Annotated in this window: 21 protein-coding genes; 10 read left to right on the top strand and 11 right to left on the bottom strand. The window is 72.9% G+C overall.

The genetic code is table 11. From position 1 onward, the window contains the following. Positions 1-76: 76 nt before the first annotated feature. The 4 genes from hpaE to KW076_RS04060 form a co-directional block, all read right to left on the bottom strand. Positions 77-1,618 carry a 5-carboxymethyl-2-hydroxymuconate semialdehyde dehydrogenase gene (gene hpaE / locus KW076_RS04045; protein ID WP_224356326.1) on the bottom strand — a complete coding sequence of 514 codons (1,542 nt, stop codon included), beginning with the start codon at positions 1,616-1,618 and terminating at the stop codon, positions 77-79. 80 nt (positions 1,619-1,698) lie between these two features. Further along, on the bottom strand, positions 1,699-2,400 hold the full coding sequence (locus KW076_RS04050) for a GntR family transcriptional regulator (protein ID WP_224356327.1): 702 nt from the start codon (positions 2,398-2,400) through the stop codon (positions 1,699-1,701). 2 nt (positions 2,401-2,402) lie between these two features. Then, entirely contained in the window at positions 2,403-4,022 is a 1,620-nt protein-coding gene (locus KW076_RS04055; protein WP_224356328.1) for a fumarylacetoacetate hydrolase family protein, read from the bottom strand. Positions 4,023-4,117: 95 nt separating this feature from the next. Then, positions 4,118-5,173 (bottom strand): hypothetical protein, encoded by a 1,056-nt coding sequence (locus KW076_RS04060; protein ID WP_224356329.1) that lies wholly within the window; start codon positions 5,171-5,173, stop codon positions 4,118-4,120. Between the two features lie 89 nt (positions 5,174-5,262). Between KW076_RS04060 and KW076_RS04065 the strand changes: the two genes are divergently transcribed. The 3 genes from KW076_RS04065 (at position 5,263) to pdxT (KW076_RS04075) (ending at position 7,796) form a co-directional block, all read left to right on the top strand. Beyond that, a complete protein-coding gene (locus KW076_RS04065) occupies positions 5,263-6,108 on the top strand; it encodes an HpcH/HpaI aldolase/citrate lyase family protein (RefSeq protein ID WP_224356330.1) in 846 nt (281 codons plus the stop codon). A 114-nt stretch (positions 6,109-6,222) separates the two neighbouring features. Then, the gene (gene pdxS / locus KW076_RS04070) at positions 6,223-7,167 is read left to right on the top strand and encodes a pyridoxal 5'-phosphate synthase lyase subunit PdxS (RefSeq protein ID WP_224356331.1); all 945 of its coding nucleotides are present in this window, start codon (positions 6,223-6,225) and stop codon (positions 7,165-7,167) included. Further along, positions 7,164-7,796 carry a pyridoxal 5'-phosphate synthase glutaminase subunit PdxT gene (gene pdxT / locus KW076_RS04075; RefSeq protein ID WP_224356332.1) on the top strand — a complete coding sequence of 211 codons (633 nt, stop codon included), beginning with the start codon at positions 7,164-7,166 and terminating at the stop codon, positions 7,794-7,796. The genes pdxS and pdxT (KW076_RS04075) overlap by 4 nt, the downstream gene beginning before the upstream one ends. 36 nt (positions 7,797-7,832) lie before the next feature. Here pdxT (KW076_RS04075) and ald read toward each other — a convergent pair whose 3' ends face one another. After that, positions 7,833-8,975: an alanine dehydrogenase gene (gene ald, locus KW076_RS04080; protein ID WP_224356333.1), complete on the bottom strand. Its 1,143-nt coding sequence runs from the start codon at positions 8,973-8,975 to the stop codon at positions 7,833-7,835. Between the two features lie 105 nt (positions 8,976-9,080). On the opposite strand from ald, the gene KW076_RS04085 reads away from it, so the two are divergent. Further along, positions 9,081-9,578: a DUF456 domain-containing protein gene (locus KW076_RS04085; protein WP_224356334.1), complete on the top strand. Its 498-nt coding sequence runs from the start codon at positions 9,081-9,083 to the stop codon at positions 9,576-9,578. Between the two features lie 21 nt (positions 9,579-9,599). On the opposite strand, the gene KW076_RS04090 is transcribed toward KW076_RS04085, so the two are convergent. Then, positions 9,600-10,328 carry a FadR/GntR family transcriptional regulator gene (locus KW076_RS04090; protein ID WP_224356335.1) on the bottom strand — a complete coding sequence of 243 codons (729 nt, stop codon included), beginning with the start codon at positions 10,326-10,328 and terminating at the stop codon, positions 9,600-9,602. 80 nt (positions 10,329-10,408) lie between these two features. Continuing rightward, on the bottom strand, positions 10,409-12,070 hold the full coding sequence (locus KW076_RS04095; RefSeq protein WP_224356336.1) for an L-lactate permease: 1,662 nt from the start codon (positions 12,068-12,070) through the stop codon (positions 10,409-10,411). Between the two features lie 201 nt (positions 12,071-12,271). Between KW076_RS04095 and KW076_RS04100 the strand changes: the two genes are divergently transcribed. The 3 genes from KW076_RS04100 to KW076_RS04110 are packed head-to-tail and all read left to right on the top strand — an operon-like array spanning position 12,272 to position 15,464. Further along, on the top strand, positions 12,272-13,135 hold the full coding sequence (locus KW076_RS04100) for a (Fe-S)-binding protein (RefSeq protein WP_224356337.1): 864 nt from the start codon (positions 12,272-12,274) through the stop codon (positions 13,133-13,135). Beyond that, positions 13,132-14,772 carry a lactate utilization protein B gene (locus tag KW076_RS04105; RefSeq protein WP_224356338.1) on the top strand — a complete coding sequence of 547 codons (1,641 nt, stop codon included), beginning with the start codon at positions 13,132-13,134 and terminating at the stop codon, positions 14,770-14,772. The genes KW076_RS04100 and KW076_RS04105 overlap by 4 nt, the downstream gene beginning before the upstream one ends. Continuing rightward, positions 14,769-15,464 carry a LutC/YkgG family protein gene (locus tag KW076_RS04110; RefSeq protein WP_044658796.1) on the top strand — a complete coding sequence of 232 codons (696 nt, stop codon included), beginning with the start codon at positions 14,769-14,771 and terminating at the stop codon, positions 15,462-15,464. Before KW076_RS04105 ends, KW076_RS04110 begins: the two co-directional genes overlap by 4 nt. Positions 15,465-15,495: 31 nt before the next feature. Here KW076_RS04110 and KW076_RS04115 read toward each other — a convergent pair whose 3' ends face one another. Both KW076_RS04115 and KW076_RS04120 read right to left on the bottom strand, forming a co-directional pair. Next, a complete protein-coding gene (locus KW076_RS04115; protein WP_224356339.1) occupies positions 15,496-15,978 on the bottom strand; it encodes a DUF2871 domain-containing protein in 483 nt (160 codons plus the stop codon). A gap of 34 nt (positions 15,979-16,012) precedes the next feature. Then, positions 16,013-16,414 (bottom strand): hypothetical protein, encoded by a 402-nt coding sequence (locus tag KW076_RS04120; RefSeq protein WP_224356340.1) that lies wholly within the window; start codon positions 16,412-16,414, stop codon positions 16,013-16,015. A gap of 311 nt (positions 16,415-16,725) precedes the next feature. Here KW076_RS04120 and pdxT (KW076_RS04125) point away from each other — a divergent pair, with 311 nt between their 5' ends. Next, the gene (pdxT, locus tag KW076_RS04125) at positions 16,726-17,373 is read left to right on the top strand and encodes a pyridoxal 5'-phosphate synthase glutaminase subunit PdxT (protein ID WP_224356341.1); all 648 of its coding nucleotides are present in this window, start codon (positions 16,726-16,728) and stop codon (positions 17,371-17,373) included. Positions 17,374-17,495: 122 nt separating this feature from the next. Here pdxT (KW076_RS04125) and aceB read toward each other — a convergent pair whose 3' ends face one another. Then, positions 17,496-19,166, bottom strand: a complete 1,671-nt coding sequence (gene aceB / locus KW076_RS04130; protein WP_434084370.1) for a malate synthase A — start codon at positions 19,164-19,166, stop codon at positions 17,496-17,498. A 44-nt stretch (positions 19,167-19,210) separates the two neighbouring features. Next, positions 19,211-20,509: an isocitrate lyase gene (gene aceA / locus KW076_RS04135; RefSeq protein WP_224356343.1), complete on the bottom strand. Its 1,299-nt coding sequence runs from the start codon at positions 20,507-20,509 to the stop codon at positions 19,211-19,213. Between the two features lie 276 nt (positions 20,510-20,785). On the opposite strand from aceA, the gene KW076_RS04140 reads away from it, so the two are divergent. After that, positions 20,786-22,276, top strand: a complete 1,491-nt coding sequence (locus KW076_RS04140; protein WP_224356344.1) for a helix-turn-helix domain-containing protein — start codon at positions 20,786-20,788, stop codon at positions 22,274-22,276. Positions 22,277-22,472: 196 nt separating this feature from the next. Next, positions 22,473-22,973, top strand: a complete 501-nt coding sequence (locus KW076_RS04145; RefSeq protein ID WP_224356345.1) for a DUF456 domain-containing protein — start codon at positions 22,473-22,475, stop codon at positions 22,971-22,973. Positions 22,974-22,980: the final 7 nt, after the last annotated feature.

Raw genomic sequence — 22,980 nt, forward strand, 5'->3', positions numbered from 1 at the left:
GTGTGCATCTCCCGCACGAAAGGGGGCGACACGCCGTCCGTTTCTCGAACGAAAGCGCTCGGGGGAGGGGTCAGGCTCAGGCGTCGCCGGTCTCCTTGGACTCCTGCTTGCCGAACACCGGGTTGTGGACCTCGCCGAGGTTGATGTGCACGGCCTGCTGGTCGGTGTAGAAGTCGATCGAGCGGTAGCCGCCCTCGTGGCCCAGGCCGGAGGCCTTCACGCCGCCGAACGGGGTGCGCAGGTCGCGCACGTTGTTGGAGTTCAGCCACACCATGCCGGCCTCCACGTCCTGCGCGAAGTTGTGGGCGCGCTTGAGGTCATTGGTCCAGATGTAGGCGGCCAGGCCGTACTTGGTGTTGTTGGCCAGCTGCAGGGCCTCCTCCTCCGTGTCGAAGGGGGTGATCGCCACGACCGGGCCGAAGATCTCCTCCTGGAAGATCCGGGCGTCCGGGGCCACGTCCGCGAACACGGTGGGCTGCACGAAGTTGCCCTCGGGGAAGCCCTCCGGGCGACCGCCGCCGGCCACCAGGCGGGCCTCGGCCTTGCCGATCTCCACGTAGGACATGACCTTCTCGAAGTGCTCCGGGTGCACGATGGCGCCGACCTCGGTGGTCTCGTCGTCCGGCAGGCCGACCTTCACACGGGAGGCCTGGGCGGCGTAGCGCTCCACGAACTCGTCGTAGACGGAGCGCTGGACCAGGATGCGGGAGCCGGCGGTGCAGCGTTCGCCGTTCAGGGAGAACACGCCGAAGATGGTCGCGTCGATCGCCGCGTCCAGGTCCGCGTCCTCGAACACCACGGCCGGGGACTTGCCGCCGAGCTCCATGGACAGGCCCTTCAGGTGCGGGGCGGCGTTGGCGAAGATGATCTGGCCGGTGCGGGACTCGCCGGTGAAGGAGATCAGCGGCACGTCCGGGTGCTTGACGAGCGGGTCGCCGGCGTAGCCCTCCTCGCCGAAGCCATGCACCATGTTGAACACGCCCGTCGGCAGGCCGGCCTCCTCGAAGATCCCGCCCCACAGGGAGGCCGAGAGCGGGGTGAACTCCGCCGGCTTCAGGACCACGGAGTTGCCGGTGGCGATGGCCGGGGCCAGCTTCCAGGACTCCAGCATGAACGGGGTGTTCCACGGGGTGATCAGGCCGGCGACGCCGATCGGCTTGCGGTTCACGTAGTTGATCTGGCGGCCCGGCACCTTGAAGGTGTCGTCGTGCTGGGCCACGATCAGGTCCGCGAAGAAGCGGAAGTTCTCGGCGGCGCGGGCGGCCTGGCCCTTCGCCTGCTTGATCGGCAGACCGGTGTCGAAGCACTCCATCTCGGCCAGCTGGTCGCCGCGGGTCTCCATGATGTCGGCGATCCGGTGTAGCACGCGGGAGCGCTGGCGCGGCAGGGCCTGGGACCACTCGCCGGACTCGAAGGCCCGCTTCGCGGCGGCGACGGCGGCGTCCACGTCCGCGGACTTGCCGGAGGCGGCCTTGATGTACGGCTCGTTGGTCACCGGGTCGAGGACGTCGAAGGTGTCGCCGTCGATCGAGTCGACGAACTCGCCGTCGATGTAGTGGCGGATGACGTCGGGCATGCCCTCGGGCGTGCGGGCGGCGATGCTGGTCTTCTCCGTCATGGTGTCTCTTTCGCTGAGTGCTTCGGGGGCGGATGGTCGGGGTCTGGAGCCGACGGCGTCGGCACCGGTCCGGCCGGCGGTCACGCGGACGGCTCGGCGCTGTGCTCCAGGTAGGCGTGCAGGGTGTTCAGGCGGTGGGCGCGGGCGGCGGCCTCGATCTCCTCGAAGCGCGCCCCGTCCTCGATCAGGCGCAGCAGGTGCTCGTGCTCGTCCACGGAGGCCACCGCTCGGCCGGGCACGTACGCGAACGTGGACGAGCGCAGCGCGGCCAGGCGGTTCCAGCCGCGGTGCACCAGGTCGTGCACGTGCTCGTTCTGGTGATGCTCGAACAGGATCGAGTGGAAGCGGCGGTTGAGCTCGGTGAACGCCACCGGGTCCCAGGCCTTCTCCGACGCCGTCATCGCGCGCATGGCCGCGTTCACGTCGCGGGCCGCCGCGAGGTCCTCGGCGGTCACGTGCGGGGCGCACTGGGCGGTGGAGAATCCCTCCACCAGCGCCAGCGTCTCCATGGTGTGGCGGTACTCGACCGGGTCGATGCCCACCACGGTGGCGCCCACGTTGCGCTCGTAGGCGACCAGGTTCTCGGACTGCAGGCGGCGGATCGCCTCCCGCACGGGCACCACGGACATGCCCAGCTCCGCGGCGATCTGGGACAGCACCAGCCGGTCGCCCGGCTCGTGGCGCTGGTCCCTGATCCCCTCGAGGATCGCCTGGTAGGCGCGGTCCGCCTTGGAGACGGGGGTGCCGGCGAGGCCGAGCGTTCCGATGTCCGTCCGGCGCATGCTCAGGCGTCGCCCTCCGGGGCCGGGGCGTCCGGCAGGGTCTTGCGGTACTCGTCGAACTTCGCCTTCCACTCGGCGTTCGGCGGGAACATGCCGTCCACCGGGTGGCCGGCCTTGACCTGCTCGTACGCCCAGGCGTCCTGGAGCTCCTGCTCGTAGGCGTCGTCCACGACCTCCTGGAGCAGGGACGGCGGGACGACCACCACACCGTCGTCGTCACCGACGATGATGTCCCCGGGCTGCACGGTGGTGCCGCCGCAGGCGATGGTGCCGCCGACCTCCCACGGGATGTGACGGCGGCCCAGCACGGCCGGGTGCGTGGCGCCGGCGTAGACCTGGAGGCCGACCTCGGCCACGGCGGCGGAGTCGCGGATGCCGCCGTCCGTGATCACGGCGTTCGCGCCGTTCACCTGGGCGCGCAGGGCCAGGACGTCCCCGAGGGTGCCGGTGCCGTGCTCGCCACGGGCCTCCATGACCACCACGTCGTCCGGCTGCACCGAGTCGATGGCCCGCTTCTGGGCGTTGAAGCCGCCGCCGAACTCCTTGAACAGGTCCTCGCGCTTGGGGATGTAGCGCAGGGTCTTGGCGTAGCCGAGGACGCGCCGACCCTGGTGGATCGGGCGCGGGCCGTCGATGGTCGCGTTCTGGATGCCGCGCTTCTGCAGCTGGGCGGTGAGGGTGGCCACCGCGATGGCGTCGATCTTGGCGCGCAGCTCCGGGGTCAGCAGGGAGCGGTCCGGCTGCGGGGCGCTCGCGACCCAGTGGCCGTTCTCGTCCACCGCGGTGGACGCCGGGGCGGCGTCGTCCTGCGCCGGGGCGTCCTCGACGGGGGCGAGGCCGGCGGCCTCGCGGGAGCCCCAGGCCTCCTCGCGCTGCAGGTCGTCCACCCGGGGGCCGTGGCCGTAGTCGGCCATCGGGATGTCCGAGTCCGTCACGTGCGTGATGAGGCGGCCGGTGGAGGGGGCGCCGGGGGCGGTGGGGGCGTCCACCTCGACCTCGACGACGTCGCCGGGCTGGGCCACGGAGGAGCCGGCGGGGGTGCCGGTGAGGATGACGTCGCCCTCCTCCAGCGTCATCAGCTGGGAGAGGTCGGCCACGAGCTGGCCGAACGGGAAGACGAGGCCCTCGGTGGTGTCGTCCTGGACGAGCGCGCCGTTGACCCAGGTGCGCACGCGCAGGGCGGCCGGGTCGAGGTTCGCGGCGGCGATGACGGCGGGGCCCAGCGGGGTGTAGCCGTCGCCGGACTTGTTCTTGACGTTGGAGCCCTTGTCCGCGTGGCGCAGGTCGTAGAGGCCCCAGTCGTTGGCGGCGGTGATGCCGGAGACGTACGACCAGCCCTCCTCGGGGCGGACGCGGCGGGCGGTGCGGCCGATGATCAGGGCGATCTCGCCCTCGTAGGCGAGCAGCTCGGTGCCCGCGGGGCGCTCGACGGCGTCGCCCGAGCGGGCGATCGAGGTGCCGGCCTTGATGAAGTACCCGGGGAACTGGGGGGAGCGCCCGCGCTGGGCGATGCGCGAGGGGTAGTTCAGGTGAAGGGCGAGGACTTTGCCCGGGCGGTTCTGCCGGACCGTGAAGTCGTGCTCGGTCACCGAGGGCGTCGCGGGGGATGTGTTCTGCGTCATAGTCCCGGATCATATACGATCCGGGACGCCCGGGGAAGGGGGTCTGCGGCGTCCACCGCTCCGCCCTCGGCGGACGCCGCGGGTCGCCGGGCGGCTCAGCCCGTGGCGGAGGAGCCCGCGCCCGCGCCGGCGGCGGCGCCCGCGGAGGGTGCGCCGCCCGGGGCGGTCGCATCCGCCCCGCCCGTGCCCGTCCCGCCCGCGGCCCCGCCGTCCAGCCCGTCCAGCGGGGCCGTGGTGGCCGTTGCGTCCCCGGCACCGGGGGAGCGCAGCGAGGTCCCGTCCGTGGGCTCCACCGAGGGCGAGGCGCCGCCGGCCGTCGCGGAGGCCGAGGTCGGCGCCGCGGTCGCCGGGTCTGCGCTCGCGGGGTCCGGGCTCGCGGGGGCGGCGCTCGAGGTCTCGGCGGTGGGGGAGGCGCTCGACGGCCCGGTCGTGCTCGGCGCGGCGGAGGTCGAGGGGGCCGGGGTCGCCGTCGGGGACGCGGAGGTCGGCGCGGGGGAGGCGGAGCTCCCGGGGACCGTCGTCGGCGTGGGGGTGGGCGTGGCGGTCGGGGACGGCGTGGACTCCGGCGTCGGTGTGGCCCGGGGCGTCGAGGCGGCCCCGCCCTTGACGGGGTCGCCCAGGGAGAGCGCGGGCAGGCCCAGCACCTCGTCCAGCGGGCGCCCCCCGACCTCCAGGCGCACGTCCGGCACCGGGGACTGCGCCCGGGCGGTCTCCTGCAGCTGCGCGCGGATCCGCTGCGCCGCGCACTCGTCCTCGGCCGTCACCGTGCCGTCGAACGTGAACACCTCCGTTGACCCGTCCCGGTGGTGGCCGGTGGGGTGCAGCGTGTCCGCCGTGGCCTTCACCGCGTTCTGCAGGGCCGGGTCGCCATGCTCGCCCTGGAGGTCGGAGAACAGGAAGTCCAGCGCCGCGTCCCCGTGGTCCACGCCCGACGACGGCGCCGTGGTCACCGGCACCAGCAGGTCGTCGCAGCCGTAGGGCCGGCCCTCGAAGGAGGACGCCGCGTCCGCCCGGGGCACCGTGAGGTGCACGGTGAGCTCCTTCGGCTCGTCGAGGCCCTGGCCGGTGAGCGCGCCGCAGCCGGAGGTGAGCGCCGCCGACGTCGCCAGGACGGCCGCCAGACGGACGCGGGGGGTCGGACGGATGCGCATGGGGGCCTCTCGGGGCGGGCGGCGCGGACGGCGCCGGACGGGCGGATGCTGGGCCCAGCCTACGGGGGCGCCCCGGATAGCATGGAGCCATGCCCGTGAGAAACCGCCGTGCCGCCGCTCTGCCCGCCAAGCTCAGCCGCTCCTGGCTGCTCGTCAACGCGGCCCGTCCGGAGGACTTCGCCCCCGGCCTGGCCTCCGAGGCGGACTCCGTGATCTTCGACCTCGAGGCCGCCGTCCCCGAGGAGCACAAGGACGCGGCGCGGCAGAACGTGATCGAGGCGCTCTCCGGCGGCATGACCGCCTGGGTGCGGATCTCCGCGACCACCTCCGAGCACTGGGCCCGCGACCTCGAGGCCCTCGAGGGTCTCTCCGGCGTGCGCGGCGTCGTCCTGGCGGAGACCGAGGAGCCGGAGCAGGTCACCTTCACCGCGATGCGCCTGCGCGCCGGCACCCCCGTGATCGCGCTCCTCGAGTCCGCGCTGGGCATCGAGAACGCCACGGCCGTCGCCAAGGCGCCGGGCACCTTCCGCCTCGCGTTCGGCGTCAACGACTTCCGCAAGGACGTCGGCGTCGGCGAGGACCCCCTCGCCATGGCCTACGCCCGCTCCCGCATGGTGATCGCCTCCCGCGTGGGCCGCCTGCCCGGCGCCGTGGACGGACCCCCCGGGGCCGGCGACGACGAGGCCGCCGTGGCCGCGTCCAGCGAGGTCACGCACTCCATGGGCATGACGGGCCGCCTCTGCCTCAACCGCGGGCAGGTGGAGTGGGTGAACCGGGCGCTGTCCCCGTCCGAGGACGAGCTCACGTGGGCGCACGACCTGCTGGACAAGCACGCCGCGGGCGCCGCCGTGGGCGACGGCTCCTACCTGCCGCGCCTGCGGCGCGCGGAGAAGATCGCGGACCTCGCGGACTCCTACGGCCTCTGGAACGCCTGATCCCGCAACGCGTCGGGCGGCCGCGTCCGACGTGGGATGATGGAGGGCATCCCCTGACAGCATCGGCCGGCCGCCTCGGCATGCCCGGCCCGCGACCTGAATGAAGAGGCCACCATGAGCGACGATCGCGCGCAGTCCTTCTCCGCCTCCACCGGTGCCGCCGCCGACGACGGCGCCCGCGGCACCGGCACCACCCGCGTCAAGCGCGGCCTGGCCGACATGCTCAAGGGCGGCGTGATCATGGACGTCGTCACCCCCGAGCAGGCCCGCATCGCCGAGGACGCCGGCGCCGTGGCCGTCATGGCGCTCGAGCGCGTCCCCGCGGACATCCGCGCCCAGGGCGGCGTCGCCCGCATGTCCGACCCCGACCTGATCGACGGCATCGTCGAGGCCGTGTCCATCCCCGTGATGGCCAAGGCGCGCATCGGCCACTTCGTGGAGGCCCAGGTACTGCAGGCGCTCAAGGTGGACTTCATCGACGAGTCCGAGGTGCTCTCCCCGGCGGACTACGTGAACCACATCGACAAGTGGGACTTCGACGTTCCCTTCGTGTGCGGCGCCACCAACCTCGGCGAGGCCCTGCGCCGCATCACCGAGGGCGCGGCCATGATCCGGTCCAAGGGCGAGGCCGGCACCGGCGACGTCTCCGAGGCCGTGAAGCACATCCGCACCATCCGCAAGGAGATCGCCCAGCTCCAGGGCCTGGCCCAGGATGAGCTGTACGTGGCCGCGAAGGAGCTGCAGGCGCCGTACGAACTGGTGTGCGAGGTCGCCGAGACCGGCGCCCTGCCCGTCGTGATGTTCACCGCCGGCGGCGTGGCCACCCCGGCCGACGCAGCCCTGATGATGCAGATGGGCGCCGACGGCGTGTTCGTGGGCTCCGGCATCTTCAAGTCCGGCAACCCGGCCGAGCGCGCCCGCGCCATCGTCAAGGCCACCGCCCAGTTCGACGACCCGATGGCGGTCGCCGAGGCCTCCCGCGGCCTGGGCGAGGCCATGGTGGGCATCAACGTGGGCGACCTGCCCGCCCCGCACCGCCTGGCCGAGCGCGGCTGGTGAGTCCACAGAAGACCGTCGGCGTGTTCGCCCTCCAGGGCGACGTGCGGGAGCACGTGCACGTGCTCGAGTCCCTCGGCGCGCGTACGCGCCCGGTGCGCCGCCCCGCGGACCTCGAGGGCCTGGACGGCATCGTGCTGCCCGGCGGCGAGTCCTCCGTGATGGACCGCCTCGCCCGGATCATGGGGCTGAAGGACCCGCTCATCGCCGCCCTCCGCGACGGCCTGCCCGCCTACGGCACGTGCGCGGGGCTGATCATGCTGGCCCGCGAGATCCGCAACCCGGCGCCGGATCAGGGCGGTCTCGGCGTGCTGGACGTGGCCGTGCGGCGCAACGCCTTCGGCGCGCAGGTCGACTCGTTTGAGGAGGACCTGGACGTCCCCGCGGTCGCGGCGGAGCCGGTGCACGCCGTGTTCATCCGCGCCCCCGCCGTCGTCCAGGCGGGGGAGGGCGTCGAGGTCCTGGCGAGCGTGCCGGCGTCGCGCCTGTCCCTGCCCGCGGCGGACCCGGGGCTCGACGGCGACGCGCGGTTGCCCGTGGCCGTGCGGCAGGGCCACCTGCTGGCCACGGCCTTCCACCCCGAGGTGACCGGCGACTGGTCCTTCCACCGGGCGTTCCTCGCGGGGCTCTGAGGGGCCGGCCGGCTCCGCGCGCGACGGGCGCGGGGCTCAGGCCTCCGCGAGCACCTCGGAGGTGACGCGGACGTCCTTCTGGGGGTCCAGGCCGAGCTCGTCGGCCACAGCCGTGGCGACGGAGGACAGGGTGAGCACGCCGTCGTGCGCGTTGAGGCCCCCGGCGAAGCCCTCGTCCGCGGCCAGCGCCGCGCGCCATCCGAGGTCGGCGATGCGCTTGATGTAGGGCAGCGTCGCGTTGGTCAGGGCAGCGGTGGAGGTCTGCGGCACGGCGCCGGGCATGTTGGAGACGCAGTAGTAGATCTTGTCCCCCACGAGGTACGTCGGATCCTGGTGGGTGGTGGCCCGCGAGTTCTCGAAGCAGCCGCCCTGGTCGATCGCGATGTCCACCAGCACGGAGCCGGGCCGCATGGACTCCACCATCTCGGCGGTCACCAGCTTCGGGGCCGCGGCGCCGGGGATCAGCACGGAGCCGATCACGAGGTCCGCGTCCGCCACGGTCTCGCCGATGTTCAGGTGGGACGAGGCCAGCGTGCGCATCCGGCCCTGGTGGACGGCGTCCAGCTGCGCGAGCCGCTCGAGGGAGATGTCCAGGACGGTCACGTCCGCGCCCATGCCCGCGGCGATCACGGCCGCCGCCTCGCCGGCCACGCCTCCGCCGATCACGGCCACCCGGGCGCGGCGAGTGCCGGGCACGCCGCCCATCAGCACACCCGAGCCGCCCTGCGGCTGGAGGAGATGGTAGGCGCCCGCGGCGGGGGCCAGGCGGCCGGCCACCTGGCTCATGGGGGCCAGCAGCGGCAGGGCGCGGCCGCGGGTGACCGTCTCGTAGGCGATCGCCGTCGTGCCGGCGTCCAGGATCGCGCGCGTGCACGCAGGGGAGGCGGCCAGGTGCAGGTAGGTGAAGAGGACCTGGCCGCGGCGCAGGCGGCCGTACTCCTCCGGCTGCGGCTCCTTGACCTTGAGGACCAGCTCGGCGCGCTCCCAGAGCTCGTCGACGTCGTCGACCAGCTCGGCGCCGGCGTCGCGGTAGTCCTGGTCCGAGGCGCCGGAGCCGACGCCGGCCCCCGACTGCACGAGGACCTGGTGGCCTGCGCGCACCAGCTCCTGGACCCCGCCCTGCGTCAGGGCCACACGGAACTCGTTGTTCTTCACTTCGGTGGGCACGGCGACCAACATGCGGCGAATCTAGCCGATCCGGCCCGTTCCGGCGAGGGCGCGGGGGCCGCTGCGCGGTCGCCGATGCCGCCGTCACCGCGGTGCCCGTCCCGTCATACTGGTGCGGTGACTCCCGCGCTGATCTCCCTCGTGGCCGTGCTCCTGCTCCTGGTGGGGCTGGTGGGCACCGTGTACCCCGTCCTGCCCGGCTCGCTGCTCAACCTCGTGACGGCTCTCGGGTGGGCCGCGCTGCTGGGTTCCCCCGCGTCCTGGACGTTCGGCCTCATCGCGGCCGGTCTCGCCGTGGCGGGGCTGAGCGCGTCCGCGGTGCTCACCGGTCGGCGGCTGCGGCGTGAACGCGTCACCCGCGGCCCGATCCTGTGGGGGGTGGCCGGCGCCGCCGTCGGGTTCTTCGTGATCCCGGTGGCGGGGCTGTTCCTCGGCTTCGCCGTCGGCCTGTTCGCCTCCCAGTGGGCCCGCACCCGGGACGCCCGGACCGCCCTGAGCAGCTCGATCGGCGCGCTCACGGCCATGGGTGTGGGCATGCTCGTGGAGTTCTGCTGTGCCTTGGGCTCGCTGACCGCCGTGGGCGTGGGCGCCCTGGTGCACGGCGTCACCGCCTGAGCCGCCGGACCCTCCGCCGGTTCACCCGGCGGCGGGCACCCTGCCCGTCTGGGCGAGGGCGGCGAAGCCGAGGACGTGCTCCCGCAGCTCCTGCGCAGCCGCCCGGCCGTCCCCGGCGGCGGAGGCGGCGAGGATCCGGCGATGGTCGGCCTGCAGACCGGCGCGGACGGCCGGCCAGTCGGACAGCCCGGCCACGGTCTCGGTCACGTAGCCGATGGTCGCCTGGCGCAGGGAGTCCAGCATCATCGCCGTCACGACGTTCCCGCCCAGGGTGGCCAGCCGCACGTGGAACTCGGTGTCGAGCAGGTGGAAGTCCTCCTCCGGCAGCGCGGGGTCGTCCATCCGGTCCAGCAGGGTTTCCACCTCGGCCAGGACGGCGACGCTCTCGGGGTCGCCGGAGGTGGCGGCGGCCGCCTGCGCCGCATCGGTCTCGAGGAGCACGCGCGCGGCGACGACGTCGGCCATCGGCAGGGACCGGGTGGCGATGTGCAGGCGCAGCGCCCAGCCCAGCGCCGCGGACGGCTCGGAGACGACGACGGCGCCCGAGTTCGGCCCGGAGCCGGCGCTGGCGCGGATCAGGCCCATGGCCTCGAGCATCCGGGTGGCCTCCCGCACGGACGCCCGGGAGATGCCGAAGCGCTCGGCCAGGGTGCGTTCACCGGGCAGCTTGTCCCCCACGGCCACGGCGCCGGAGCGCAGCTCGGCTTCGAGCCAGTCGAGCACGATGGTGTAGGCGGGGGCAGCGGTCATGGGCGGACCTTCCGAGGGGGGCGGGGCGGCGACCGTCCATCCTACCGACGGACGCCGCCCCGCTCCGGTGGTGCAGGTGGTCAGCCCGCTGCCGGCAACAGCCATGCCAGCACGTTGGACTGCAGGTACACGAGCGTGCACACCGCCAGCAGGAGCACGAGCGACCACACCACCACGCGGCGCAGGATCTCGGACTCCCGACCCTCCATGCCGACCGCCGTCGCGGCGATCGCCAGGGACTGCGGGGAGATCATCTTGCCCACGACGCCGCCGGAGGTGTTGGCGGCCACCAGCAGGGCCGGATCGGCGCCGATGTTCGTGGCGGCGGTCTGCTGCAGCGTGGAGAACAGGGCGTTCGCGGAGGTGTCCGAGCCGGTCACGGCGGTGCCGAGCCAGCCGAGCACGGGGGACAGGAACACGAAGGCCGCGCCCAGGCCGGCCACCCACGTGCCCATGGCGACCGTCTGGCCCGAGAAGTTCATGACGTAGGCCAGGGAGAGCACGATCACGATCGTCAGGGCGGACCAGCGCATGCGGGCGAAGCAGCGGCCGATCTCGGCGAGCGCGTTCCCCACCGAGAGCGGGAACCGGCCGTCGTGGTCGAACCGGGAGTAGACCACAGCCATGATCAGACCGGCGATCAGCAGCAGCGTGCCGGGGGAGGCCAGCCACTCGAACTTGTACACGGTGCTCGCCAGGGGCGCGCCGGAGGCGTTGACGAGGTGCCCGTCGAGCCCGGGCCACGGGATCTTCGCGGTGACGGAGTTCAGGGCCGCGGTGATCGGGGGGACCAGCTTGGCCAGGGCGAACACGGCCACGACCACGATGTAGGGCAGCACGGCCATGAAGATCCGGCCGGGGGTGAGGTCCTGCGCCGCCGCGCGGGCGGGGGCGTCGAGGCGCTGGCGGGCCTCCTCGGCGCCGCGCGGCCGCCAGAAGCGCAGCAGCAGGACGGCGGCGGCGAGGGAGACCAGGGAGGCCACGACGTCGGTGAGCTCGTAGGAGAAGTGGGTCGAGGCCAGCCAGATGGCGACGGCGAAGCTCGCGCCGATCACGATCAGTGCCGGCCACGTCTGCCGCACGCCACGCAGCCCGTCGATGATGAACACGAGCAGGAACGGCACGAACACGGCCACGAACGGGGCCTGGTGGCCGACGATCGCGCCGATGTGCGAGGCGGGGATGCCGGTGAGCGTGCCGGCGGTGGTGATGGGGGTGCCCACGGCGCCGAAGGCCACGGGCGCGGTGTTCGCCAGCAGCACGGCGGTGGCCGCCCGCAGCGGGGGCACACCCAGGCCGAGCACCATGGTGGCCGTGATGGCCACGGGGGCGCCGAAGCCGGCGAGGGCCTCGAGCAGGCCGCCGAAGCAGAACGCGATGAGCACGGCCTGGATGCGGATGTCTCCGCCGCCGAGCGAGTCGAAGATCGCGCGCATGTCGTCGAATCGCCCGGAGAGCACGGTGACCTGGTAGAACCACAGCGCCATCACGACGATCCAGACGATCGGGAACAGGCCGAAGGTCGCTCCCTGGGCGGCGGCCAGCGCCGCCAGGTGGGCCGGCATGTGGAAGCCCAGCACGGCCACGAGCAGGGCCACCACGAGCGCGGCGAGGCCCGACTGCCAGGCCTTGAGGCGCAGGCCGAGGAGGGTGGCGAAGAACGTCAGCAGGGGCAGGACGCCGAGCGCGGCGGAGAGCGCGACGCTGCCGGCGGCATCGGGGGTGGGGGTGAAGGTGTGCACGGGGGTCTCCCGGTGGGCGAGGGGACGGGGCGGGATCCGGCCGGGCCGGTGATGGTCGGACCACTGTGGTCAGACCAAGGAGCGTACTGTGAGACCGGTCACCTTGCAAGGGGCTGGCATGATATGGTCTGACCACTACGGCACCCGTGTGCTGCCGCACAGCACGGCGCCCCAGGCGCCCCGTCCGGAACGGAGACCGGCATGAGAATCGCCCTGTTCGCCACGTGCATCGTGGACGCGATGTATCCCAAGGTGGCCCTCGCCACCGTCCGCATCCTCGAGCGGCTCGGCCATGAGGTCGTCTTCCCGCCCGGCCAGGTCTGCTGCTCGCAGATGCACGTCAACAGTGGGTACGTGGAGGACGCCCTGCCCGTGGTGCGCAACCACGTCCGCACCTTCATGAAGGCCGACTACGACCTCGCCGTCGCCCCCTCCGGATCCTGCGTGGCCTCGCTCGGCCACCAGCAGCCGGACGTCGCCCGCTCCTGCGGGGACGAGGGGCTGGCCCGCGACGCCGAGGTCGTCGCCTCCCGCACCCTCGAGCTGTCCCAGCTGCTCACGGACGTCCTCGGCGTGACGGATGCCGCGGCCCAGCTCGGCTCCTGGTTCCCGCACACCGTGACCTACCACCCCTCCTGCCACGGCATGCGCCTGCTGCGCCTGGGCACGCGCCAGGAGGACCTGCTGCGCACCGTCGCGGACATCGACCTGCGCCCGCTGCCGGACGCCGAGGAGTGCTGCGGCTTCGGCGGCACCTTCTCCCTGAAGAACCCGGACGTCTCCGCCGCCATCGCGGAGGAGAAGATCGAGAAGGTCACCGCGTCCGGCGCCTCGATCTGCACGGGCGGCGACGCCTCCTGCCTGCTCCACCTGGGCGGGGCCATGCACCGTCGAGAGGCGCGCGGCCAGGACGGCCGCCCCCTGCGCACCGTCCACCTCGCCGAGATCCTCGCGGCCACCCGGGAGAACCCGCTCGAGGTCGACGGCCCCGTCGAACTGTCCATTCCCGCGTCGGCCGGCGCCCGCCGCGGACCGTCCGCCCGTGTCGAGGAGGCCCACCGATGAGCACCGCACCCACCCGCGTGCGCCTGGGAATGCCCACCCTCCGCCCCGTCCACGGCGAGGGCGAGATCCTGCTGAAAACCCCGTTCCCCGAGTCCGCCCGCGAGCAGCTGGGGAACGGCCAGATGCGCGCCAACATCCGCCGGGCCACCCACACCATCCGTGCCAAGCGTGCCGGCGTCGTCGGGGAGCTGCCGGACTGGCAGGAGCTGCGCGCCGCCGGCTCCGCGCTGAAGCAGTCCGTCATGGCGGACCTGCCCGCGCTCCTCGAGCGGCTCGAGTCCGAGGTCACCGCGCGCGGCGGCGTCGTGCACTGGGCCCGGGACGCGGCCGAGGCCAACCGCATCATCACGGAGCTCGTCACCGCCAAGGGCGTGGACGAGGTGATCAAGGTCAAGTCCATGGCCACCCAGGAGATCGGCCTGGACGCCGCGCTCGCGCAGGCCGGCGTGGCCGCCGTCGAGACGGACCTGGCGGAGCTCATCGTCCAGCTCGGCCACGACCGGCCCAGCCACATCCTCGTCCCGGCGATCCACCGCAACCGCCGGGAGATCCGGGACATCTTCCTCCGGGAGATGCCGGAGACGGACGAGAGCCTCACCTCCGAGCCGGCCGATCTGGCCGAGGCCTCACGCCGGCACCTGCGCGAGAAGTTCCTGAGCACGAAGGTGGCGATCTCCGGGGCGAACTTCGGCGTCGCCGAGACGGGCACGCTCGCCGTCGTCGAGTCGGAGGGCAACGGCCGCATGTGCCTGACCCTGCCGGAGACGCTGATCACCGTGATGGGCATCGAGAAGCTCGTGCCCACCTTCGAGGACCTCGAGGTGTTCCTGCAGCTGCTGCCGCGCTCGTCCACGGGTGAGCGGATGAACCCGTACACCTCCATGTGGACGGGCGTCACCGAGGGCGACGGCCCCCAGGAGTTCCACCTGGTCCTGCTGGACAACGGCCGCTCGGCGGTGCTGTCCGACCCGAAGGGCCGTTCCGCGCTGCACTGCATCCGCTGCTCGGCGTGCATGAACGTGTGCCCCGTGTACGAGCAGACCGGCGGCCACGCCTACGGCTCCGTCTACCCGGGTCCGATCGGCGCGATCCTCTCCCCGCAGCTCACCGGTGTGGACGCGGGGGAGAACGGCACTCTGCCCTACGCCTCCTCGCTGTGCGGCGCGTGCTACGACGTGTGCCCCGTGGCGATCGACATCCCCTCGATCCTCATCCACCTCCGGGACGAGGACGTGCAGGCCACCCACGCCGCCCGGAAGGCGCTGCGCACGGAGGGGGACGGCGACGCCGGACCCCTGGCCCGTGCCAAGGCGGCGGTGGAGTCCGTCACGCCCTCGCAGATGGACGTCGCGATGAAGGGCGCCTCCGTGGTGATGTCCTCGGGTCGGCGCATGTCGCTGGCCGAGCGGGGCCTCGGGCTGGGGCGGGTCGCGGCCGGGCCGGACCGGGTGCTCGGCTGGCTGCCGGGCATCGCCGGCGGGTGGACCGACGAGCGTGACGTGCCGGCGCCCCCGCGGGAGTCCTTCCGCAACTGGTGGGCCCGCCACAAGGATGAGACCGAGCACCGGACCGCCCTGGACGGCGTCGCCGGGCTGGACCGCCAGGAGGACGAGCACGTCGAGGAGGACGGACGATGAGCGAGGCGAAGGCCGAGATCCTGCGGCGCATCCGCGAGGCGACGGCGGACGGGCCGGTCGCGGACCCGGTGCAGCGCACCTACCGGCGGACCTCCTCCCGGGACCGGGCCGAGGTGGTGGAGATGCTGCGCGATCGGCTGATCGACTACCGGGCCTCCGTGCGGGACGAGACGGAGGAGACGGTGGCCGCGGCCATCGCCGAGCTGCTCGGCCCGGACGCCCGGTACGTGGTGCCGGCCGGTCTGGAGCCCGACTGGCTCCCCGCGGACTCGCGCGGGGCCGGCCGGGAGCGCATCACGGAGCCCGCGGTGGGTCACACGGGGGAGCGGGCCGCGGTCCGCGGCGCCCACGACGGCGAGCGCGAGCCCCTCAGCGTGGACGCGCTGAACGAGGTGGACGCGGTGGTGACGTCCTCGACGGTCTCCTGCGCGGAGACCGGGACGATCTTCCTGAGCGGCCGCCCGGACGAGGGCCGCCGGGCGATCACCCTGGTCCCGGACCACCACGTGTGCATCGTGCCGCTGGACTCCGTGGTGGAGCTCTTCCCGGAGGCGCTGGCCCGCGTGGAGGCGACGGCGCCGATCACCATGATCTCCGGGCCCTCGGCCACGAGCGACATCGAGCTCGAGCGCGTCGAAGGCGTGCACGGGCCGCGTCGCCTGGACGTGATCCTGCTCGACCGCGCTCGCTGACGCGGGCGCGGTCGGGCAGGCGCCGGGCGGCTCAGGCCCCCTCGACGACGGTGCCGCCGGTGCGGCCCGTCTCGAGGCGGTCCTGACGCTCCCGTACGCCGCTGTACAGGGCGACGAACAGCAGCGCGAGACCGGCGGTCACGAGCATGTGGCCGAGTCCGGCGATGCCCGGGATGCCCGCCGAGGCCTCGGCGGGCGTCAGGCCGTCCACGGTGAGGCCGCCGCGCACGGCCATCATCACGGACGTGACCAGCACGCCCAGGTGGAAGAGCCAGAAGAACCAGGTGAACGGGCCGCGGCCGGTCAGGCCGAAGACCGCGTCGAGGGCGAGGACCACCAGGGTCACGGTCAGCCCCAGGCCCAGCAGATGCGTGTGCACGGTGCCGAGCTCGGTGGCGCCGGTGAACTCGTGGGCCTTGGTGTACTCGCGGTAGAACAGGCCCGAGGCGAGGCCGAGGACGGCCAGCACGAGGACGGGCCACATCAGGACGTGCAGGGTCAGACCGACGGTCATGCGGATGCTCCTTGCGGGTCGGGGGACGGGGGGATCAGGACACGGAGGCCGCGACGCGCTCGACCTGCGGCAGGTCCTCGGTCGCGGGGTCGAAGTCGCCGGTCACGCGCGCGATCTGGTCGAAGTCGAAGTCCTGGCCGGAGCGGACGGGCAGCCCCCAGCACACGAGGAAGGACACGGCGTAGTCCACGAGCGAACCCGTGAGGGTGGCGTAGTCCCGCAGGAACCCGTAGCCGAGGAACAGCATCACGACCGAGGCGATCGCGCCGACGACGACCGCGGGGCGCAGGCCGAAGAAGCCGAAGCACATGATGCCCAGCGCGACGCCCACACCGAGGATCGCGAGGGTCTCCACCACGAACGCCCAGGCGCCCTCGAGCGGGAACCACTCGAAGCGCACGGGCAGGAACACGGCCAGCGCGGCGAGCACGGACACCGTGAACGCGACGTTGGTGATCCTGCCCCAATCGACGAGAGGGCGGACAGGTCCGAGTCGGCGGTGGAGGACAGCGAGCCGATGATCATCAGGAACGCCAGGGCCACGAGCGCCAGCGGCAGGTGGTCGGCGACCATCTGCGGCAGGAGGTTGTTGACGTCGCCGTCGAGCGGCTCGACGCCCAGGTAGAGCGCCATGACACCGAGCATGCCGACGGTCTTCTGTGGACTCACCATGGCCCCGCACCGCCTGGCCGAGCGCGGCTGGTGAGCTGAGCTGAGCATGCGGGTGCGGGTCCGACGATCGGCGGCATGAGAGCCGTACAGAAGACCGTGGGCGTGTTCGCCCTGCAGGGGGACGTGCGCGAGCACGTGCACGTCCTCGAGGCGCTCGGCGCCCGCACCCGTCCCGTCCGGAGGCCGGCCGACCTGGCCGGCCTCGACGGGATCGTGCTGCCCGGCGAGGAGTCCTCCGTGATGGACCGCCTGGCCCGGATCATGGGCCTGCGGGACCCCCTCGCCGAGGCCGTCCGCGCCGGCCTGCCCGTCTACGGCACGTGCGCGGGGATGATCCTGCTCGCCGCGGGGATCGAGAACCCCGCCCCGGGCCAGGGGAGCCTCGGCGTCCTGGACGTCACGGTGCGCCGCAACGCCTTCGGCTCCCAGGCGGACTCCTTGGAGGCGGACCTGCAGGTGCCGGCCGTATCCGCGGACCCGATGCACGCGGTGCTCATCCGCGCCCCCGCGGTGGTCCGCGTGGGGGAGGGGGTCGAGGTGCTCGCCTCCGTGCCGGCCGCCCGGGCCGTCGCCGCGTCCTCCTCCACGGCCGAGACCGACGACGGCGCCCCCGCCGCCGACCTGCCCGTCGCCGTGCGCGCGGGGAACGTGAGCGCCACGAGCTTCCACCCGGAGGTCACGGGGGACTGGTCGTTCCACCGCGCGTTCCTCGCCGGTCTCTGACCCCTCAGACGCCGGAATCGACTGCGGTCCTGACCCTTCACGGCCCCGTTCGGGGCCCCAGAGGGGTCAGAACCGCAGTCGATTCGGGAGGCACGAGCCGGGGAGCCGGCAGGCGCGGTGGCTCAGGCGCCGTGGCCTGCCCGGCGTCGCGCCTCGGCGGAGAGGAACCGCTCGTACGCCGGCAGGGTGAGGAAGTCCGGGAAGTCCTCCGCGAGGGCCACCGAGGTGAAGATCTCCCGGGCGTCGTCGAAGCGGTCGCCCTCGGTGCGCTCGATCCGGCCGAACTCCTCCTCGGTCACCTGCTCCACCCACTCGCGGGTCACGGTGCGCTCCCCGCCGTCGGTCAGACGGGCGGTAGAGCCGGTCCGGATCCACTGCCAGATCTGGGAGCGGGAGATCTCCGCGGTGGCGGCGTCCTCCATGAGGTTGTGGATGGCGGCGGCGCCGTTGCCCCGCAGCCAGGACTCCACGTACCGGATGCCCACCTCGATGTTCATCCGCAGCCCCTGCTCCGTGATGGAGCCGGTGGTGGACTTGATGTCCACCAGGGCGGCGGCGTCGGGGACCACGTCCTCCCGGCGGCGGGTGCGGATCTGGTTGGGCAGGTCCTTCAGGACGGCGTCGAACACCTCCATGGCCACGGGCACCAGGTCCGGGTGGGCCACCCACGAGCCGTCGAACCCGTCCCCGGCCTCGCGGGTCTTGTCCGAGCGGACCTTCTCCAGGGCGGCCGCGTTGGCCTCCGGGTCCTTCCGGTTCGGGATCTGCGCGGCCATGCCGCCGATCGCCGACGCCCCGCGCCGGTGGCACGTGCGCACGAGCAGCTCGGTGTAGGCCCGCATCATCGGCTGGGTCATCGTCACCTCGGAGCGGTCGGGGAGCACGAAGTCCTCACCCCGCTCGCGGAAGGTCTTGATGACGCTGAAGATGTAGTCCCAGCGCCCCGCGTTGAGGCCGGCGGCGTGGTTGCGCAGCTGGTAGAGGATCTCCTCCATCTCGAACGCCGCGGTGATCGTCTCGATCAGCACGGTGGCCCGGATGGTCCCCTGGGGGATCTCGAGCAGGTCCTGCGCCCGGACGAACACGCAGTTCCACCACCGCGCCTCGAGGTGCGACTCGGTCTTCGGCAGGTAGAAGTACGGGCCGCGGCCCCGGCGCAGCAGCTCCTTCGCGTTGTGGAAGAAGTACAGCGCGAAGTCCGCGAGCGCGCCGGAGACCGGCTGGCCGTCCACGAGGATGCGGTCCTCCATCAGGTGCAGGCCGCGGGGCCGCACGATGATGGTGGGCCGGTCCACGAGCTGCACGCCGCCGAGGGTGTACTCCTTGCCCTCCGGGGTGGTCAGGGAGATGGTCCTGCGGATGGCGTCCTGCAGGTTGACCTGGCCGGCGATCACGTTCTCCCAGGACGGGGTGGAGGAGTCCTCGAAGTCCGCGAGCCAGCACTTGGCGCCGGAGTTCATGGCGTTGATGGTCATCTTCCGGTCCACCGGGCCCGTGATCTCCACGCGGCGGTCCCGCAGGCCGGGGGCCAGCGGAGCGACGTGCCAGGAGTCGTCCTCACGGACCTTGCGGGTGGCCGGGAGGAAGTCGAGGGTCTCGCCCTCGGCGATGCGGCGCCGGCGGGCGGCGCGCTCGTCCATCAGCTCCCGACGGCGTCCCTCGACGCCGCGGTGCAGCGCGGCGAGGAACTCCAGGGCGGCCGAGGTCAGGACGCGGTCCTGGCCGGGGACCGGCTCGCCGAGGACGCGAACGCCGTTGACGGTCGTGTCGGAGTGGGTGGTCTGCAGGGTCATCATGACGGGTTCCTTTGCAGGCGTGAGGTGTCGTCGTCGACAGCTCAGTGGAACTGGCCCGCCTCCGTGGACTCCTTCAGGGCCACGGTGGAGGACTCGGGGTTGACGGCGGTGGAGATGGCGTCGAAGTAGCCGGTGCCGACCTCGCGCTGGTGCTTGGTGGCGGTGTAGCCGCGGGCCTCGTCGGCGAACTCGCGCTCCTGCAGCTCCACGTACGCGGACATCTGGCGCTCGTTGTAGCCCTTGGCCAGGTCGAACATGGAGTGGTTGAGGGCGTGGAAGCCGGCCAGGGTGATGAACTGGAAGGTGTAGCCCATGGCGCCCAGCTCGCGCTGGAACTTGGCGATCGTGGCGTCGTCGAGGTTCTTCTTCCAGTTGAACGACGGCGAGCAGTTGTAGGAGAGCATCTGGTCCGGGAACTCGGACTTGACGGCCTCGGCGAACTTGCGGGCCAGCTCGAGGTCGGGGGTGCCGGTCTCCATCCAGATCAGGTCGGAGTAGGGGGCGTAGGCCTTCGCGCGGGCGATGCAGGGCTCCACGCCGTTCTTGACCTTGTAGAAGCCCTCGGCGGTGCGCTCGCCGGTGATGAACTCGGCGTCGCGCTCGTCGACGTCGGAGGTGATCAGGGTGGCGGCCTCGGCGTCGGTGCGGGCGATGATCACGGAGGGCACCCCGGCGACGTCGGCGGCCAGGCGGGCGGCGTTCAGGGTGCGGACGTGCTGGCCGGTGGGGATGAGGACCTTGCCGCCCAGGTGGCCGCACTTCTTCTCGGAGGCCAGCTGGTCCTCCCAGTGCACGCCGGAGGCGCCGGAGGCGATCATGCCCTTCATGAGCTCGTAGGCGTTGAGCGGGCCGCCGAAGCCGGCCTCGGCGTCGGCGACGATCGGCACGAGGTAGTCCTCGACGGTCTTGATGCCCTCGGACCACTCGATCTGGTCGGCGCGCAGCAGCGCGTTGTTGATGCGTCGGACCACGGCCGGCACGGAGTTGGCCGGGTAGAGGGACTGGTCCGGGTAGGTGTGGCCGGAGAGGTTGGCGTCCGCGGCGACCTGCCAGCCGGAGAGGTAGATGGCGCGGAGGCCGGCCTTGACCTGCTGCACGGCCTGGTTGCCGGTGAGGGCGCCCAGGGCGTTGGTGAACTCGCCCTTGGCGTGCTCGGAGGTCAGCTGCTCCCAGAGCTTCTCGGAGCCGCGGCGGGCGAGGGTGTGCTCCTCCTGGACGCGGCCGCGGAGCTTGGCGACGTCCTCGGCGGTGTGGGTGCGCTCGATGTGGGTCCAGCGGTCGTTGGTGTCCCAGTCCTTCTGGATCTCCTGGGCGATCTGCTGCACGGTCTGCTCGGTCATGGTCCTGGTCCTCTCGGGTGGGGGACGGGGCGGGCCTCCGCGGTGCTGCGGCGGCGTCTCCCCGGGGGGTGTGGAACCACTGTGGCCCGGCGCACACCCGGCCGGGCCCCGGAATCGCAGGAAAGTTCGGGGCCTTCTTCCCGCTCAGTCAAGGAAGGGCATTCTTTGCGTCCCGGGCTGTTCATGGTCGGGTCTTTTCCCGCGAGGCGGGTCGTACCCGCGAATGTTGACTTCACAAACGGTCTCCTACGTGTGACCGGCGTTACCCTCGTCGGCATGGCCACCCCCACGGACCCCGCCCACGAGCCCCCGCGCGTCGACCCCCTCGTGCTCGGCCGCCGGCTGCGCCACCTGCGCCGGGTGTCCGGGGCGACGCTGTCCGACGTCGCCGAGAAGGTCGGCGTGACCGCGTCCCACCTCTCCCTCGTGGAGAACGGGCACCGTGAGCCGCGGCTGACCCTGCTGACCGCCCTGGCGGACGTGCACGGCGTCGGGGTGGAGGACCTGCTGACGCCGGAGGCGCCGAGCCGGCGCGCGGCCCTGGAGGTGGCCGTGGAGCGCGCGCAGCGCGGCCCCCTGTTCCAGCGGCTGGGCCTGCCCGCCCTGAAGATCGGCCCTCGCACCCCGGACGAGGTCCTCGAGGTGATCGCGGGGCTGCAGGCCGAGCTGGACCGGCAGATGGCCGAGCGCGTGTCCACCCCGGAGGAGGCCCGCCGGGCGAACAGCGCCCTCCGGGAGGAGATGCGGGCCTGCGGCAACCACTACGCGGACCTGGAGCGCCGGGCCCAGGAGCTGCGGGAGGCGGTGGACGTGGCGGACGGCCCGCTGACGCACCACCATGTCTCCGCCCTGGCCGAGCACCTGGGGTTCGCGGTCCGGTTCGTGCCCGACCTGCCGCACTCGACGCGCTCCGTCACCGACCTGAAGAACCGCCGCATCTACCTGGCGCGGGCCCGGCGCCCGGACCACGACCCGCGCGCGGTGCTCCTGCAGGCGGTGTGCTCCTCGGTGCTGGGCCACGGCGAGCCCGCGGACTACGCGGACTTCCTCCGTCAGCGCGTGTACACGAACTATCTGGCCGCGGCGATGATGATGCCGGAGCGCGGCACCGTGCGCGCGCTGCGCGAGGCGAAGGAGCGCCGCGACCTCTCGGTGGACGACCTGCGGGACCGGTTCGGCGTGTCGTGGGAGTCCGCCGCGCACCGGTTCACCAACCTGGCCACCGAGCACCTGGGACTGACCTGCCACTTCGCGAAGGTCCACGAGTCCGGGGTGTTCCACAAGGCGTACGAGAACGACGGCATCCCGTTCCCCACGGACCACATCGGGGCGATCGAGGGCCAGACGGCGTGCCGGCACTGGACCAGCCGGCAGGTGTTCTCCGTGGCCGACCACCTCGGCGCGTTCCCGCAGTACACGGACACCCCGGCCGGGACGTACTGGTCGGCGGCGGTGGTCGAGCCGACCTCCACCGGCTTCTACTCCCTCACGGTGGGCGTGCCCTTCGACGACGCCAAGTGGTTCCGCGGCCGGGAGACCTCCGCGCGGACCCGCAGCACCTGCCCGGACCCGAAGTGCTGCCGACTGCCCTCCGCGGAGCTGGAGGCGGCCTGGGGCGGGCAGGCGTGGCCGGCGGCCCGCGCCAACGCCCACCTGCTGGCGGCCATGCCCGGCGGCGCCTTCCCGGGCGTGGAGGAGGTGCAGGTGTTCGAGTTCCTCCAGACGCAGGAGAGCCGGTGGCCCCCGGAGGGGTCGGGGGCGGCCTGACCGGGCGGCGAGGGGTGCGGGCCGTGCCGCACGCCTCTGACCGGGTGCGCGCCCCGCAGGACCTGCACGAGGTGGACGGCCAGGCCTACGACGTCGTCTTCCACCCCGGCGGCCCCGGCCGAGAAGGCGCCGTGGCTGCTGGAGGACCGCCTCCTGTCCGACCTGGGCTGACCGTCCCGCCCGCCATACTGGATCGGTGACCTTCGCGATCCTCGTCTCCCTGCTGGCCGTCCTGCTGCTGATCGTGGGCCTGGTCGGCACCGTCTACCCGGTGCTGCCGGGCTCCGTCCTCAACGCCGTGGTCTCCCTGGCCTGGGCGTGGGTCCTCGGGTCGGTTGCGTCCTGGACGTTCGGGCTGATCGCCTGCGCCTTCTCGATCGCGGGCATGAGCGCCTCCGCCGCCCTGACCGGCCGGCGGCTCGTGAAGGAGCGCATACCCCGCGGGCCGATCCTCACGGGCGTGGCGGCCGCCGTCGTCGGGTTCTTCGTGATCCCCGTGGTGGGCGTGTTCGTGGGGTTCGCCGCGGGCCTGTTCGGCGCCGAGTGGGCGCGCCGCCGCGACGCGCGCGCGGCCCTGACCAGCTCGTGGGGTGCCCTCAAGGCCATGGGCCTGGGCATGCTCGTCGAGTTCGGCTGCGCCATGGTCGCCCTGGCCAGCGTGGGCGCCGGAGCGCTGGTCCACGTCCTCAGCCTCTGAGCCCGCG

It is taken from the genome of Micrococcus porci (genome assembly GCF_020097155.1).
In the GTDB taxonomy this organism is placed as follows: Bacteria; Actinomycetota; Actinomycetes; order Actinomycetales; family Micrococcaceae; genus Micrococcus; species Micrococcus porci.

Bases quoted from the DNA above. Each gene is read 5' to 3' on its own strand.
- aceB (WP_434084370.1), bottom strand. From the start codon at position 19,166: ATGACCCTGCAGACCACCCACTCCGACACGACCGTCAACGGCGTTCGC.
- ald (WP_224356333.1), bottom strand. From the start codon at position 8,975: ATGTTGGTCGCCGTGCCCACCGAAGTGAAGAACAACGAGTTCCGTGTG.
- pdxT (WP_224356341.1), top strand. From the start codon at position 16,726: ATGAGAGCCGTACAGAAGACCGTGGGCGTGTTCGCCCTGCAGGGGGAC.
- aceA (WP_224356343.1), bottom strand. From the start codon at position 20,509: ATGACCGAGCAGACCGTGCAGCAGATCGCCCAGGAGATCCAGAAGGAC.
- KW076_RS04140 (WP_224356344.1), top strand. From the start codon at position 20,786: ATGGCCACCCCCACGGACCCCGCCCACGAGCCCCCGCGCGTCGACCCC.
- hpaE (WP_224356326.1), bottom strand. From the start codon at position 1,618: ATGACGGAGAAGACCAGCATCGCCGCCCGCACGCCCGAGGGCATGCCC.
- KW076_RS04090 (WP_224356335.1), bottom strand. From the start codon at position 10,328: ATGACCGCTGCCCCCGCCTACACCATCGTGCTCGACTGGCTCGAAGCC.
- KW076_RS04115 (WP_224356339.1), bottom strand. From the start codon at position 15,978: ATGACCGTCGGTCTGACCCTGCACGTCCTGATGTGGCCCGTCCTCGTG.
- KW076_RS04105 (WP_224356338.1), top strand. From the start codon at position 13,132: ATGAGCACCGCACCCACCCGCGTGCGCCTGGGAATGCCCACCCTCCGC.
- KW076_RS04060 (WP_224356329.1), bottom strand. From the start codon at position 5,173: ATGCGCATCCGTCCGACCCCCCGCGTCCGTCTGGCGGCCGTCCTGGCG.
- KW076_RS04110 (WP_044658796.1), top strand. From the start codon at position 14,769: ATGAGCGAGGCGAAGGCCGAGATCCTGCGGCGCATCCGCGAGGCGACG.
- KW076_RS04065 (WP_224356330.1), top strand. From the start codon at position 5,263: ATGCCCGTGAGAAACCGCCGTGCCGCCGCTCTGCCCGCCAAGCTCAGC.
- KW076_RS04100 (WP_224356337.1), top strand. From the start codon at position 12,272: ATGAGAATCGCCCTGTTCGCCACGTGCATCGTGGACGCGATGTATCCC.
- pdxS (WP_224356331.1), top strand. From the start codon at position 6,223: ATGAGCGACGATCGCGCGCAGTCCTTCTCCGCCTCCACCGGTGCCGCC.
- KW076_RS04050 (WP_224356327.1), bottom strand. From the start codon at position 2,400: ATGCGCCGGACGGACATCGGAACGCTCGGCCTCGCCGGCACCCCCGTC.
- KW076_RS04055 (WP_224356328.1), bottom strand. From the start codon at position 4,022: ATGACGCAGAACACATCCCCCGCGACGCCCTCGGTGACCGAGCACGAC.